The 14,317-nt window shown below is 61.2% G+C and carries 12 protein-coding genes; 8 read left to right on the forward strand and 4 right to left on the reverse strand.

The window, feature by feature from the left end:
• The first annotated feature begins 260 nt into the window (after positions 1-260).
• A complete protein-coding gene (locus J5289_RS08475) occupies positions 261-893 on the forward strand; it encodes an outer membrane protein (protein ID WP_142829644.1) in 633 nt (210 codons plus the stop codon).
• Positions 894-1,038: 145 nt separating this feature from the next.
• Here J5289_RS08475 and J5289_RS08480 read toward each other — a convergent pair whose 3' ends face one another.
• Positions 1,039-1,632: a glutathione S-transferase family protein gene (locus J5289_RS08480; RefSeq protein WP_209206592.1), complete on the reverse strand. Its 594-nt coding sequence runs from the start codon at positions 1,630-1,632 to the stop codon at positions 1,039-1,041.
• Between the two features lie 31 nt (positions 1,633-1,663).
• Positions 1,664-2,548, reverse strand: coding sequence for a 23S rRNA (adenine(2030)-N(6))-methyltransferase RlmJ (locus J5289_RS08485; RefSeq protein WP_209183355.1), 885 nt, complete (start codon positions 2,546-2,548; stop codon positions 1,664-1,666).
• 21 nt (positions 2,549-2,569) lie between these two features.
• Between J5289_RS08485 and J5289_RS08490 the strand changes: the two genes are divergently transcribed.
• From J5289_RS08490 to J5289_RS08500, 3 genes are all read left to right on the forward strand, one after another.
• Positions 2,570-4,753 carry a molybdopterin-dependent oxidoreductase gene (locus J5289_RS08490; protein WP_209183357.1) on the forward strand — a complete coding sequence of 728 codons (2,184 nt, stop codon included), beginning with the start codon at positions 2,570-2,572 and terminating at the stop codon, positions 4,751-4,753.
• Positions 4,750-5,343 (forward strand): NUDIX domain-containing protein, encoded by a 594-nt coding sequence (locus J5289_RS08495; RefSeq protein ID WP_209183359.1) that lies wholly within the window; start codon positions 4,750-4,752, stop codon positions 5,341-5,343. The genes J5289_RS08490 and J5289_RS08495 overlap by 4 nt, the downstream gene beginning before the upstream one ends.
• Before the next feature lie 98 nt (positions 5,344-5,441).
• Positions 5,442-6,620, forward strand: a complete 1,179-nt coding sequence (locus tag J5289_RS08500; protein ID WP_209206591.1) for an alpha-D-ribose 1-methylphosphonate 5-triphosphate diphosphatase — start codon at positions 5,442-5,444, stop codon at positions 6,618-6,620.
• A gap of 19 nt (positions 6,621-6,639) precedes the next feature.
• On the opposite strand, the gene purN is transcribed toward J5289_RS08500, so the two are convergent.
• Together purN and purM are read right to left on the reverse strand one after the other, a co-directional pair.
• A complete protein-coding gene (gene purN, locus J5289_RS08505; protein WP_209183363.1) occupies positions 6,640-7,329 on the reverse strand; it encodes a phosphoribosylglycinamide formyltransferase in 690 nt (229 codons plus the stop codon).
• Positions 7,326-8,399, reverse strand: coding sequence for a phosphoribosylformylglycinamidine cyclo-ligase (gene purM / locus J5289_RS08510; protein ID WP_209183365.1), 1,074 nt, complete (start codon positions 8,397-8,399; stop codon positions 7,326-7,328). The genes purN and purM overlap by 4 nt, the downstream gene beginning before the upstream one ends.
• Positions 8,400-8,618: 219 nt before the next feature.
• Between purM and J5289_RS08515 the strand changes: the two genes are divergently transcribed.
• From J5289_RS08515 to ppx, 4 genes are all read left to right on the forward strand, one after another.
• The gene (locus tag J5289_RS08515; protein WP_111220480.1) at positions 8,619-9,749 is read left to right on the forward strand and encodes an AI-2E family transporter; all 1,131 of its coding nucleotides are present in this window, start codon (positions 8,619-8,621) and stop codon (positions 9,747-9,749) included.
• A gap of 7 nt (positions 9,750-9,756) precedes the next feature.
• Positions 9,757-10,467 (forward strand): DnaA regulatory inactivator HdaA, encoded by a 711-nt coding sequence (hdaA, locus tag J5289_RS08520; protein WP_209183367.1) that lies wholly within the window; start codon positions 9,757-9,759, stop codon positions 10,465-10,467.
• Positions 10,468-10,529: 62 nt separating this feature from the next.
• A complete protein-coding gene (locus tag J5289_RS08525; RefSeq protein ID WP_142829626.1) occupies positions 10,530-12,731 on the forward strand; it encodes an RNA degradosome polyphosphate kinase in 2,202 nt (733 codons plus the stop codon).
• A 10-nt stretch (positions 12,732-12,741) separates the two neighbouring features.
• The gene (ppx, locus tag J5289_RS08530; protein ID WP_209183369.1) at positions 12,742-14,262 is read left to right on the forward strand and encodes an exopolyphosphatase; all 1,521 of its coding nucleotides are present in this window, start codon (positions 12,742-12,744) and stop codon (positions 14,260-14,262) included.
• Positions 14,263-14,317 lie beyond the last annotated feature (55 nt).

Raw genomic sequence — 14,317 nt, forward strand, 5'->3', positions numbered from 1 at the left:
GTAGATCTTGAGATATATTTGAGTAAAATTAAGTATAGTCTCTTTAATAATTTGTTATGGTTAACGATTGTCCTGTGGCGTTAAAGCAACATCGAATTTCAGCCATTCGGTTGCCACAATGATTTCACAATTTAGCTCTTCCAAATCCGCAATTGCATTCCAATTTACAGTCATCCGGGAGGGAATATCCAGGAATTGCTCGGACCGTTCGAACGCTAGGACAGTAGGCGACGGAACGAGATTATTAGGAGAATAAAAGTATGCGTAACATCATCACGACCCTCATGGCTTCGGCTTTCGTTATCGGTGGTTTCTCGGCTGCTATGGCTGCCGACGCTGTCGAACAGATTCCTCAGCCTCCCGTCGCTCAGGACGCTCCCCAGGTCAGCAACTGGGCCGGCTTCTACCTCGGCGCGGCTGGCACCTACAACATGGGCAAGATCAAGGGCCAGGGCGGCAGCGCTGACGCTTTTGGCGGCCAGGTCTACTCGGGCTACAACTGGCAGGACGGCCAGATCGTATACGGTATCGAAGGTGACGTAGGTTACTCCGGCGCCGACAGCACGAAGAACGGCATCACAGGCAAGAACGAAACCAACGGTTCGGTTCGCGCTCGCCTCGGCTACGACTTCAACCCCTTCATGCTGTACGGCACGGCCGGTGTCGCTGCTGGCCAGAACAAGATGTCTGACGACACTTCTTCTGACAAGAAGACGGCTGTTGGCTGGACGGTTGGTGCTGGTGCCGAAACGATGGTCACCAACAACATCTCTGCCCGCCTCGAATATCGCTACACCGACTACGGCAAGAAGAACTTCGATCTCGACTCCGGCAGCGTATCGCGCGGCTACGACGAAAATAGCGTCAAGGTCGGTATCGGCTACAAGTTCTAAGACTTGGTCTGATGTTACGGAAGAAGCCGGGTTCGTCCCGGCTTTTTTCGTTTCTAGGCCTGTAGAAAGGCGAGGTCGGCAACGAAACCCTGCCGTTTGCTATCGCGCCAGCCAATCTTGACCGGAGCGGCGGCGTCAAAGCCTTCTACTGCGGCTTCAGTTCCGGAAAGGCCGGGAATCGCTTTTCGAAGTCCCGCAGCCAATAGACCAGTGCCTTGTGATCGTCTTCCCACTCGCCGGCGAATCGCAGTTGCAGGTAACCCAGCATCGCCGCCATGGCAAAATGGCCGCCGTTCAGCTTGCGACCGATCTTCGGCGTGTCCTCGTTGAGGTAGGCAAGCGCTGGCTGGGCTTTTGCCCACTGGCGGTCGATCCAAGGCTGGAACACCTTTTCTTCCGTGCGGAAACGTCGCTCGTAGATGATCGACAGCAGGCAGTCGCATGTGCCGTCGCAAAGGGCCTCGAGGACATCGGCCTTGGTACGCTTGGCCTGGCTGCCGGGATAAAGCCGTTTGCCTTCCATGCGGCCGAAATAATGGTTGATGCCACGGCTGTCGAAGACGGAAAGGCCGTCGTCGGTAATCAGTGTGGGAATTTTACCGAGCGGGTTGTTGTCGAGGAGAATTGCAGGGCCGGCATTGGTGTCGACGCTGATTTCTGTAAGCTTGATATCGAGATAGCGTGCCGCCATCCTGACCTTGGACGAGTACGGCGATGTAGACGAGCAGAGAAGCTTCATGACTGTCTTTCCAAAACGGGAAGGTGAACTCTCAGATGTCTTCGTTGGCATCGGGCTTGCGGCTCGGCTGTTCGCCGCGCAGCCAGAAGGCCCGGTTTGAGGAGAAACGGTCCTGCGCCAGGATATCCTTCAACACCGGCAGCAGGGTGTGCAACTCGTCCTTGAGCGTGAAGGGCGGATTGACGATGATCAGGCCGGAGCCGGACAATCCGGTGAAATCGCGTTCGGTGCGCACGGCAAGTTCGGCACACAGCATCTTCGGGATCTCCAGCGCCTGAAGCGCCTCGTGAAACGCCTTGATCGGCGCATCCTTCTTCAGCGGATACCATAGGCAATAGGTGCCGCCCGGAAAGCGGCGATAGGCGCGCGCCAGACCGTCGACCAGCCGGTCATATTCGCCTTCGATTTCAAATGGCGGATCGACCAGCACGATGCCGCGCTTTTCTTTCGGCGGCAGGTGAGCGCCGAGCGATAGCCAGCCGTCGAGTTCCGTCACGCGCACCTGGTGGTCGCCCTCGAACAGCCGGTGCAGCCGGCTGGCGTCTTCCGGGTGCAGTTCCATCGCCGACAGGCGGTCCTGCGGCCGGAACAGCAGGCTCGCCAGCTTCGGCGAGCCGGGATAGAATTGCAGGCCACCGTCAGGATTGAGCGCATTGACGGCGGTGAGATAGGGCTCGAGCAGTTCGGCTGCCTGCGCTGGCAGGTCGGCGGCCATCACCCGGCCGATGCCATCCAGCCATTCGCCGGTCTTCTGGGCCTCATCCGACGACAAATCGTAAACGCCGATACCGGCGTGGGTGTCGAGCAGCCGGAAGGCCTTGTCTTTCGTCTGCATGTAGCGGACAAGCCGCGCCAGGACCGCGTGCTTGAAGACATCGGCGAAATTGCCCGCATGGTAGATGTGCCGATAATTCATTTTCGGTGATGCCTGCATGAAATGTTGCGATGCACCGGTTTTGCTCTTTTTGCCGGCCTCGCCTTGAAATATACAGTTGCGATGAACATTGCGACCCCCATTCCGGCAAAAGCGAGAATCGGCCACACGGCTTGTCCGCACGACTGTCCATCCACTTGTGCCCTCGACATCGAGATTTCCGAGGACGGCCGCATCGGCCGCGTTCGCGGGGCCGGCGATCACTCCTATACGGCCGGCGTCATCTGCGCCAAAGTCGCCCGCTATGCCGAGCGCCTCTACCATCCGGATCGCCTGATGAAGCCCGTCCGCCGTCTCGGTGCCAAGGGCGAGGGGCGCTGGGGGGATATCTCGTGGGACGACGCGCTGGACGAAATCGCCAACGCCTTCGTCAAGGCGGAAGCCAGGGACGGTAGCGAAGCTATCTGGCCCTATTTCTACGCCGGCACGATGGGCTGGGTGCAGCGCGACTCGATCGAACGCTTGCGCCACGCAAAGCGCTATTCCGGGTTCTTCTCGTCGATTTGCACCAACCCGGCCTGGACCGGTTTTACCATGGCGACCGGCGTGCTGCGCGGTCCCGATCCGCGCGAGATGGGGCGTACCGATTGCGTGGTCATCTGGGGCACCAATGCGGTCGTCACCCAGGTCAATGTCATGACCCACGCGATCAAGTCGCGCAAGGAACGTGGCGCAAAGATCGTGGTCATCGATATCTACGACAATCCGACGATGAAGCAGGCCGACCTTGCGCTGATCGTCAAGCCCGGCACCGACGCGGCGCTTGCCTGCGCAATCATGCATATCGCCTTCCGTGACGGCTATGCCGACCGCGCCTATATGGCGAAATACGCCGACGACCCGGCGGGCCTCGAGGCACATCTGAAGACCCGCACCCCGGCATGGGCCGCCGACATCACCGGTCTGACGGTCGAGGAGATCGAGGCTTTCGGGGCGCTCGTCGGCCGCACGAAGAAGTCCTATTTCCGCCTCGGCTACGGCTTCACCCGCCAGCGCAATGGCGCCATCGCCATGCATGCGGCAGCCTCGATCGCCACCGTGCTCGGCTCCTGGCAATACGAGGGCGGCGGCGCCTTTCATTCCAACAGCGATATCTTCCAGATGAGCAGCGCCGAGCTGACGGGCCGCTCCATGAAGGACGAGGATATCCGGATGATTGACCAGTCGCAGATCGGCCGGGCGCTGACGGGAGATGCCGAAGCCCTTCGCCATCGCGGCCCGGTGACCGCGATGCTGATCCAGAACACCAATCCGGTCAACATCGCGCCCGAGCAGCGGCTGGTGAAGCGCGGCTTTGCCCGCGACGACCTGTTTGTCGCCGTCCACGAGCAATTCATGACCGACACGGCATCGATGGCCGATATCGTACTGCCGGCGACGATGTTCGTCGAGCACGACGACATCTATCGCGCCGGCGGCCAGAACCACATCCTGCTCGGCCCAAAACTGGTCGAGCCGCCGGAAACGGTGCGCAGCAATCTGTTCGTGATCGAGGAGCTGGCCAAACGCCTCGGCGTTGCCGACCGCCCGGGTTTCGGCTTCACCGCTCGTGAAATGGTCGACCGCATCCTGGCCGACAGCCAACTTCCGGATTACGACTATTTTCTCGAGCACAAGTGGTTCGATCGCCAGCCGGATTTCGACAAGGCGCATTTCATCGACGGCTTTGCCCATCCCGACGGCAAGTTCCACTTCCGGCCGGACTGGAGCAATCAGCCGGCGCCGAATCGTCCGCCCAAGTCCATCGGCCTGCTCGGTCCACATGCGGAATTGCCGACCTTTCCCGATCAGGTCGACGTGATCGAGGTCGCTGACGCCGAGCATCCGTTCCGGCTGGCGACATCGCCGGCCCGAAACTTTCTGAATTCCAGCTTCGCCGAGACCAAGACCTCGCGAGAGAAGGAAGGTCGCCCGGAAGTCATGATCAATCCGAGAGATGCGGAAGCCCATGCGATCGCTCATGGCGACCTCGTGCGTATCGGCAATGTCAGGGGCGACATCCACCTTCATGCCCGCATAACCGCAGAGGTCAAACCGGGCGTGCTGATCGCCGAGGGGCTTTGGCCGAACACCGCGCATGTGGACGGCGAGGGCATCAATGTCCTGACCGGCGCCGATCCTGTCGCGCCCTATGGCGGCGCTGCCGTCCACGACAACAAGGTCTGGCTGCGCAGGGATGCCCAATGACGAAATTTGAGAAAGCCGGCGTGGCAATCGTCGCGCAGACCACGCTGTCGAAGGGCTGGACCGAGCTCAGCAGCTATGACATCGACTACACCGCCTCGGATGGCGCGACCCACCGCCTGAAGCGCGAGATTTACCATCGCACCCCTGCGGCGACGATCCTGCTCTACGATCCCCGCAAGGAGACTGTCGTGCTCGTTCGCCAGTTCCGCCTTGCTGCCCATCTGAACGGCGACCCCGGCTGGATGATAGAGACGCCGGCCGGCCTTCTCGACGGGGAGGAGCCGGAAGCAGCCATTCGCCGAGAAGCGATGGAAGAAACCGGATACCGCGTCCGCGACGTCAGATTCCTGTTCAAAGCCTATATGGCGCCGGGTGCCGTAACCGAGGTCGTCCACTTCTTCGCTGCAGTCATAGACACCGGCGATCGCCTGTCGGAAGGCGGTGGACTGGTCGAGGAGCACGAGGATATCGAGGTCATGGAAGTGCCGCTATCGGAGGCGCTGTCGATGATAGAGGCCGGCGCGATCATCGACGGCAAGACGATTATGATGCTGCAATGGGCCGGGTTGAACCGCGACCGTCTCGCCTGAGCGCTCCCGGTCATTCGGTCGCCAACGTTCATGCAACGGTCATCGACCACGGTTAAGGGCTGCGCCTTGACATGCCGGCATACGCCAAGGAGGTTCCCATGTGGCTCAACAATTTCAAGCTCGTCCTTGCCGATGAAGTGATCGACAACGGCGCCGTCCGGATCGACGACGGGGCGATTGCCGAGATCAGGGCGGAACCTGTGGCGGAGGCCACCTTCGAGGGCGGCGGGCGGTTGCTGATGCCCGGATTTGTCGACCTGCACGGCGACATGATCGAGCGCGAGATCGCGCCGCGGCCGAATGCGATGATGCCGATCGATTTCGGCATCCACGAACTCGACAAGAAACTGGCAGCCTCCGGCATCACCACGGCCTACGCCGCGCTGTCATTCGCGACCGAGAGCGTCTACGGCCATATCCGCTCGTTGGAAAATACCCGTACCATCATCGAAGGCATCCACCGGCTGAAGGCCGGCCTGCTGGTCGATCACCGCGTCCATGCCCGCTACGAGATCACCAACCTTGCAGCCTCACCGGTGCTTGAAAAGCTTATCGAGGACGATCTCATTGACATGGTATCGCTGACCGACCACACGCCGGGTCAGGGACAGTACAACGACGTCGAAGCCTATAAGGAGCGGATGTCGGCGCAGCGGGGAATTTCGGCAGAGGCAGCGGCCGAAGTCGTCGCCCTTCGCGTGGAACGCCGCAACAACCCCGAGGTTGACAAGCGGCTGCGCGAGATCACCGATCTATCACTGAAGCACCGCATCTCGCTCGCCTCCCATGATGACGACAGTGCTGCCAAAGTCGTCGAGATGAACGGTTTCGGCATCACCATCAGCGAGTTTCCGGTGACGCTAGAAGCTTCAGAGGAAGCCCGTCGGCTCGGGCTGTGGACGCTGATGGGTGCCCCGAATGCGCTGCGTGGCCTGTCGATGATCGGCAACCTCAGTGCGCTCGACGCCGCCCGCGCCGGGCTGCTGACCATCATCGCTGCCGATTATCATCCGGCCGCGTTCCTGTCGGCGACCTTCAAGATTGCCGATGCGCTGGATGGCGACCTTCCTGCAGCCGTCGCAATGGCAAGCCGCAATCCGGCGCGCGCAGCGGGTTTGATGGACCGGGGAGAGATCGCGGTCGGACAGAAGGCGGATCTGATTGCCGTTGAGCCCGGCGACGTGCCGCGCATCCGTGCAACATTCCGCAATGGCCGCGTGGTTTACAGCGACGGCACGCTGCATCCGCTCCATCTGCATCCGGCGCTGGTCGCCTGAAAGCGGGAAAAGCCGCCTGTCAGGCCTTGTCGGGATCGACCAGCAGGCCGATCAGCTTCTTCAGCGCGGGAGGGATCAGCGTTCCGCCGGCCTCGTTGGTGGTGACGGTGACGCCTTTTTCCATCCGCACCTTGCCCTCGGCAATCAGTCTGAGTGCGAGGGGATAGAGCTGGTGCTCGATGGTGAGCACCCTGGCAGCCAGTGTCTGGGCATTATCGTCGACCAGCACCGCGACTGAACCCTGGCCGATGACCGGGCCTTCATCCATGCCTTCGGTGACGAAATGCACGGTACAGCCGACGATCTTCATACCGGCGTCCAGCGCCCGCTGGTGGGTGTTCAGGCCGGGAAACAGTGGCAGGAGGGAGGGGTGGATATTGATGATCCGCCCCTTGTAGCGCTTGATGAAATCACCGGTCAGCAGCCGCATGTAGCCGGCAAGGCAGATGATGTCCGGTTGAAGCTCGTCGAGCCGCTTAAGAATGGCCGCTTCATGGGCTTCCTTGCTTTTGAAGTCGACACGCGGGATGGCGAAGGCCGGGATACCTTCCGCTTGCGCCTTGGCAAGGCCAGCGGCCTCGGCCCGGTCGGAAATGACGCCGACAATTTCGGCAGCATAGTCAGGCGCCTGTGCCGCCTTGATCAGCGACATCATGTTGGAACCGGTGCCGGAGATGAAGATGACGGCGCGTTTGCGCGTTTCGCTCATAGGGCGAGGGTTCCTTTGTACACGGTGCCTGCCGCGCCCTCGGCACGACCGATCATCCGGCCGAGAACGATGACGCTTTCACCTTCAGCCTCGAGGGCTTGCGTAACGCGATCGACATTCTCTTTGGCAACGACGACGATCATGCCGACACCGCAGTTGAAGGTGCGCAGCATCTCGTTCGCCTCGACGCCGCCGGTCTTGGCCAACCACGAGAAGACGGGCGGCACCCTGACGGCGGAAAGATCGATCTCGGCGGCAAGGTTCTTCGGCAGCACGCGCGGTATGTTTTCCGGAAAGCCGCCGCCGGTGATGTGAGCCAGCGCCTTCAGCGCACCGGTCTCGCGGATCGCCTTCAGCAGCGGCTTGACGTAGATGCGGGTCGGCGTCAGCAGCGCCTCGCCGAGAGCCTTTCCCTCTGCAAACGGGGCAGGCGCATCCCATGCTAGGCCGGACAGCGTGACGATCTTGCGCACTAGCGAGAAGCCGTTCGAATGGACGCCGGAGGAGGCAAGTCCGAGAATGACGTCGCCTTCGGTGATGTCGCGCGTCGGCAACAATTGGTGGCGCTCGGCAGCACCGACTGCAAAGCCCGCCAGATCGTAGTCACCGTCGGAATACATGCCCGGCATTTCCGCCGTCTCGCCGCCGAGCAGAGCGCAACCTGCTTCGCGGCAGCCGGCAGCGATACCTTCGACGATGGCGGCTCCCTGGTCGGTGTCGAGCTTGCCGGTCGCAAAATAATCGAGGAAGAACAAGGGCTCTGCGCCCTGAACGACCAGATCGTTGACGCACATGGCGACGAGATCGATGCCGACGGTGTCGTGATAATCGGCGTCGATGGCGATCTTCAACTTGGTGCCGACGCCGTCATTGGCAGCCACCAAAATGGGGTCGGTGAAGCCTGCGGCCTTCAGGTCGAACAGGCCGCCGAAACCGCCGATTTCGCCATCCGCGCCGGGCCGGCGCGTCGAGCGCACCGCGGGCTTGATTTTCTCGACGAGGAGGTTGCCGGCATCTATGTCGACGCCTGCGTCGCTATAAGTAAGGCCGTTTTTTCCCGACTGGCTCATGCTGCGGTCTCCGGTCGGCGCTCTTGCGCCCTGGCAATAGGGTTTTGACCGGGTCGCCATTGCATGGCAAGTCTCTTTATGCAAGGCGTTGGCGATCAAACCCCCGATTTTCACCGACCGTCGCTCGCTCGCGCCATTGCCCCTTATCATCTTGACGCTAGTTGAGCGGCTATCCTATGTGCTAATTCAACGTCACCAGCAGCAAAGATCAGGAATATCATGGAGCAACAACCATCGAGCGTCACCGATCTGAAGCGGCAGGTCTTTTTCTGGCTCGCGATCCTGGCTTTCTTCATTGCCTTCCTTTTCCTGTTCAGCTCGATCCTGCTGCCCTTCATCGCCGGCATGGCCATCGCCTATTTTCTCGATCCGGTCGCCGACTGGCTTGAGCGTCGCGGTCTCAGCCGAACCATGGCGACCCTCGTCATCCTCGTTGTTTTCGTGCTGATCTTTGCGCTGGCGCTGACGATCCTGATCCCCATCATCGTCAACCAGTTCAACGACTTTCTCCAGCATTTGCCCGGCTACGTGGAGCAGTTCCAGCAGTTCATCACCAACACCCAGAACTCGATCGTGCCGCAGTGGATCCGCAATCAGGCAGGCACGATCAAGGACAACATCTCGACGATCATGTCGGATGGCGTCAGCTTCGTTGCCGGACTTTTCGGACAGCTCTGGAGCTCCGGCAAGGCGCTGGTCAACATCGTCTCGCTGATGGTCGTCACGCCCGTCGTTGCCTTCTACATGCTGCTCGATTGGGATCGCATGATCGCCAAGGTCGATGCCTGGATCCCCCGCGAGCATGTCGGTTCCGTCCGCCAGATCGCCCGCGAGATCGACCAGGCAATCGCCGGCTTCATCCGTGGCCAGGGCTCGCTGTGCATCATTCTCGGCGTCTACTACGGCGTCGGCCTGTCGCTGGTCGGCCTGAACTTCGGCCTGCTGATCGGCATGTTCGCGGGGATGATCAGCTTCATTCCCTATGTCGGTTCCTTGGTGGGCCTGTTTCTCGCCGCCGGCGTCGCGCTGGTACAGTTCTGGCCCGACTATCCCTGGATCGCGCTGGTGCTTGCCGTCTTCTTCACGGGCCAGTTTCTCGAGGGGAATATCCTGCAGCCGAAGCTGGTGGGCTCGAGCGTCGGCCTGCATCCGGTCTGGCTGATGTTTGCGCTGTTTGCCTTCAGCATCATGTTCGGCTTTGTCGGACTGCTGATCGCCGTGCCGGCAGCGGCGGCCTGTGGCGTGCTTGTCCGCTTCGCCCTTTCACGGTATCTTGAGAGCGACCTTTACCATGGACGCACGCTGATCCTGCCGGCGCGCAAGGTTATCGACAGCAACATCGAGAAATAAAGCGACCATGAGCGATGTGAGGAAGGCTGATCCGAGGCGCCGCGGCGCCGAGCAGCTGCCGCTGGCATTCGTTCACGATGCCGCCAGCGGCCGCGACGACCTGCGCGTATCCGCACGGCTGCAGGCAGCCGTTGCCATCGTCGACAGCTGGCCCGCCTGGCCGTCGCCTGTGGTCATCCTCGCGGGTCCCGTCGGCTCCGGAAAATCCCACCTTGCAAGCATCTGGCGCGAGCAGAGCGGCGCCGTCGAGATTCACCCCGTCAAGGGGGGCAATGCCGCGCCTGCAGCGGCTTCGGGACCGGTGATCTTCGAGGATGCGGACAGAGTGGGCTTCGACGACACCGAACTCTTCCATGTTATCAACAGCGTCCGCGAAAACCGCACCAGCCTGATGATCACAAGCCGGTTGTGGCCGATCTCCTGGCCGGTAACGCTTCCAGACCTGATCTCGCGTCTCAAGGCGGCAACGACCGTCGAGATCGGCGAGCCCGATGAGGAGTTGCTGTCGCAGGTCATCGTCAAGCTGTTCGCCGACCGCCAGCTTTATATCGATGACAAATTGGTCCTGTATATTGTCGGCCGCATGGAGCGTTCGCTTGGCGCCGCCCAGACCATTGTCGATCGGCTGGATCGCCTGGCGTTGTCTCGCGGTACCCGCATCACGCGAGGACTCGCGTCTGAGGTATTGAATGAATTGGGCAATTTCGATTCAATGTGATTGACTGTGACAGTTTCTTCGTCAAATTGATGTCCAACGCAGATAAACAGGGGCAAGTGCATATGGAGTCTTCAGTCGCAGAACTTCCGGAGGAAGGCGAACCGGAGATCGTTGCGAAGCCGCCGATCAGCGATCTGATGAACAGCCCGGAGCGCTTTATCAACCGCGAGTTTTCGTGGCTGCAGTTCAATCGGCGCGTCCTTGAAGAAACCCTGAACACCGCCCATCCGCTGCTCGAACGCGTCCGCTTCCTGTCTATCTCGGCCGCCAACCTCGACGAATTCTTCATGGTCCGCGTCGCCGGCCTCGAAGGCCAGGTGCGCCAGAACATCGTCGTGCGCAGTCCCGACGGCAAGACCCCTGCCGAGCAGCTGAACGACATCCTGAGGGAGATCGACAACCTGCAGATGGAGCAGCAGGCCTCGCTCGCCGTCCTGCAGCAATACCTTGCCAAGGAAGACATCCTCATCGTCCGATCAGCGGCTCTGTCCGAGGCTGACCGCCAGTGGCTTGCCAACGAATTCGACCAGTCGATCTTTCCCGTTCTGACGCCCCTGTCGATCGACCCGGCCCATCCCTTTCCGTTTATCCCCAATCTCGGTTTCTCCATTGCCCTGCAATTGAACAGCATGCGCGGCCACGAGGCCATGACGGCGCTGCTGCGCCTGCCGCCGGCGCTTGATCGCTTTATCCGTCTGCCGGACGCCAATGGCGTCATTCGCTACATCACGCTCGAGGACGTGGTGAACATCTTCATCCATCGTCTTTATCCGGGCTACGAGGTGCAGGGATCCGGCACATTCCGGCTTATCCGTGACAGCGACATCGAGGTCGAGGAAGAGGCCGAAGACCTGGTGCGGTTTTTCGAAACGGCGCTGAAGCGCCGCCGTCGCGGTTCGGTCATCCGCATCGAAACCGATTCCGAAATGCCTGCCCCGCTGCGACACTTCGTCGTCACGGCGCTCGGTGTTCCGGACAATCGCGTTGCTGTCCTGCCCGGTCTACTGGCGCTGAACACGCTGTCCGAAATCACCAAGGCTCCGCGTGAAGATCTGCGCTACCAACCTTACAATGCCCGCTTCCCGGAACGCGTGCGCGAGCATGCGGGCGACTGCTTTGCCGCCATCCGCGAGAAGGACATGGTGGTTCACCACCCTTACGAATCCTTCGACGTCGTCGTCCAGTTCCTGATTCAGGCGGCGCGCGACCCGGACGTGCTGGCGATCAAGCAGACGCTATACCGTACCTCCAACGACAGCCCTATCGTACGCGCCCTCATCGACGCTGCCGAAATGGGCAAGTCGGTGACGGCGCTGGTCGAATTGAAAGCCCGCTTCGACGAAGAGGCCAACATCCGCTGGGCGCGCGACCTGGAGCGTGCCGGCGTGCAGGTCGTCTTCGGCTTTATCGAATTGAAGACCCACTCCAAGATGTCGCTGGTCGTCCGTCGCGAGGAGGGCAGGCTGCGCAGCTACTGCCATCTCGGCACCGGCAACTACCATCCGATTACCGCCAAGATCTACACCGACCTGTCCTACTTCACCTGCAACCCGAAGATCGCCCACGACATGGCGAACATCTTCAATTTCATCACCGGCTATGGCGAGCCTGCCGAGAGCATGGAGATCGCGGTTTCGCCCTACACGCTGCGCTCGCGTATCCTCAAGCACATCGAGCAGGAGATCGTCCACGCAGGCGAAGGGCGTCCGGCTGCGATCTGGATGAAGATGAATTCGCTGGTCGATCCAGAGATCATCGATGCGCTCTATCGCGCCAGCTACGCCGGCGTCGAGATCGACCTCGTCATTCGCGGCATCTGCTGCCTCAGGCCCCAGGTGGCCGGGCTTTCCGAGAATATCCGCGTCAAGTCTATCGTCGGCCGCTTCCTCGAGCACAGCCGCATCTTCTGCTTCGGCAACGGCTATCGCCTGCCGTCGGACAAGGCGCTGGTCTACATCGGATCTGCCGATATGATGCAGCGAAATCTCGACCGGCGCGTCGAGACTCTCGTGCCTCTTCTTAACCCTACGGTACACGAGCAGGTTTTGTCGCAGATCATGCTCGGCAACCTGATTGACAACCAGCAGAGCTACGAGATATTGCCCGACGGTACCTCCAGGCGCATGGAAGTGCGCAAGGGGAAAGAGCCGTTCAACGCGCAGCAGTATTTCATGACCAATCCGAGCCTGTCCGGGCGCGGCGAGGCCCTGAAGTCCAGTGCGCCGAAACTCATTGCCGGCCTGTTGTCGCGCCGGAAGTCATAGCTGGAATCGCATGGTGGAATCAGAAGCTCAGGGGCGCCTTCCCGGAATTGCCCCCGTTTCCGTCGTCGACATCGGCTCAAACTCCGTGCGGCTTGTCGTCTATGAAGGCCTGTCGCGTTCGCCGACGATCCTGTTCAACGAAAAGGTCCTCTGCGGCCTCGGCAAGGGTCTTGCCCTGACCGGCAAGATGGACGAGCAGAGCGTGCTGCGCGCGCTGGCGGCGCTGCACCGGTTTCGGGCTCTCTCAGACCAGGCCCGCGCCCGTACAATGTATGTGCTGGCGACAGCGGCTGCTCGCGAGGCCAGCAACGGTCCCAACTTCATCCATCAGGCGGAAACAATTCTGGGCCGCAAGGTGCGCGTGCTGTCGGGCGAGGAAGAGGCGCTTTTCTCCGCCTATGGCATCATCAGCGGTTTCCACGCTGCGGACGGAATTGCCGGTGATCTCGGCGGCGGATCGCTGGAATTGATCGATATCAAGGGAAACAAGTTCGGCCAGGGGATCACCCTGCCGCTCGGCGGATTGCGACTGTCGGAATATGCCGACGGGTCGCTCGCCAAGGCGCATTCCTTTGCCCGCAAGCACGTCCGTACCGCAAAACTGCTGGGCGGTGGCGAAGGACGCACCTTCTATGCGGTCGGCGGCACCTGGCGTAACATTGCCAAGCTGCACATGCAGGTGCGCGATTATCCGCTTCACATGATGCAGGGCTATGAATTGCCGCTCGACGAGATGCTGCGCTTTCTCGATCAGGTGGCCGTCGCCAAGGACAGCAAGGACCCGATCTTCCAGTCCGTCTCGAAGTTTCGGCGCTCGCTGCTGCCCTATGGCGCCATTGCGCTGCAGGAAGTCCTGCTGGCAATGAAGCCGGCGCGCGTCTCCTTCTCGTCGCAGGGCGTGCGCGAGGGCTATCTCTATTCGCTGCTCAACGAGCACGAGCGCCACGCCGACCCTCTGCTGGCCGCTGCCGGAGAACTCGCCATCTTGCGCGCCCGTTCGCCGGAGCACGCGCGGGAGCTTGCGGACTGGACGGGTCGCATGATGCCTTTCTTCGGGGTCAATGAGACCGAGGAAGAAAACCGCTACCGCCAGGCTGCGTGCCTGGTGGCCGACATCAGCTGGCGTGCCCATCCCGACTATCGCGGCCTGCAGGCGCTCAACGTCATCGCCAACTCCTCCTTCGTCGGCATTACCCATGCCGGTCGTGCCTTTCTCGCCCTCACCAGCTATTACCGCTACGAGGGCCTGAGCGACGACAGCGCCACCGGCCCGCTGGCGACGATCGCTACGCCGCTCTTCATCGAGCGTGCCAAGCTGCTCGGCGGCCTTCTGCGCGTCGTTTATCTGTTCTCGGCCTCGATGCCCGGCGTCGTCAGGAACCTCACATTCCAGCGGTCCAAAGATCCGGATGTCGACCTCGACTTCGTCGTTCCCCCGGAATATCGCGATTTTGCCGGCGAGCGCCTCGACGGACGCCTGCAGCAACTGGGCAAACTCACCGGCAAGCGCCTGGCGTTCCGCTTCGAATAGCCCGAGCATCTAACTTCTGCCCTTGCGGGAGAAGTGCCGAGCGAATGCGAGGCGA

It is taken from the genome of Rhizobium sp. B230/85, from assembly GCF_019355735.1.
Taxonomy (GTDB): domain Bacteria; phylum Pseudomonadota; class Alphaproteobacteria; order Rhizobiales; family Rhizobiaceae; genus Rhizobium; species Rhizobium rhododendri.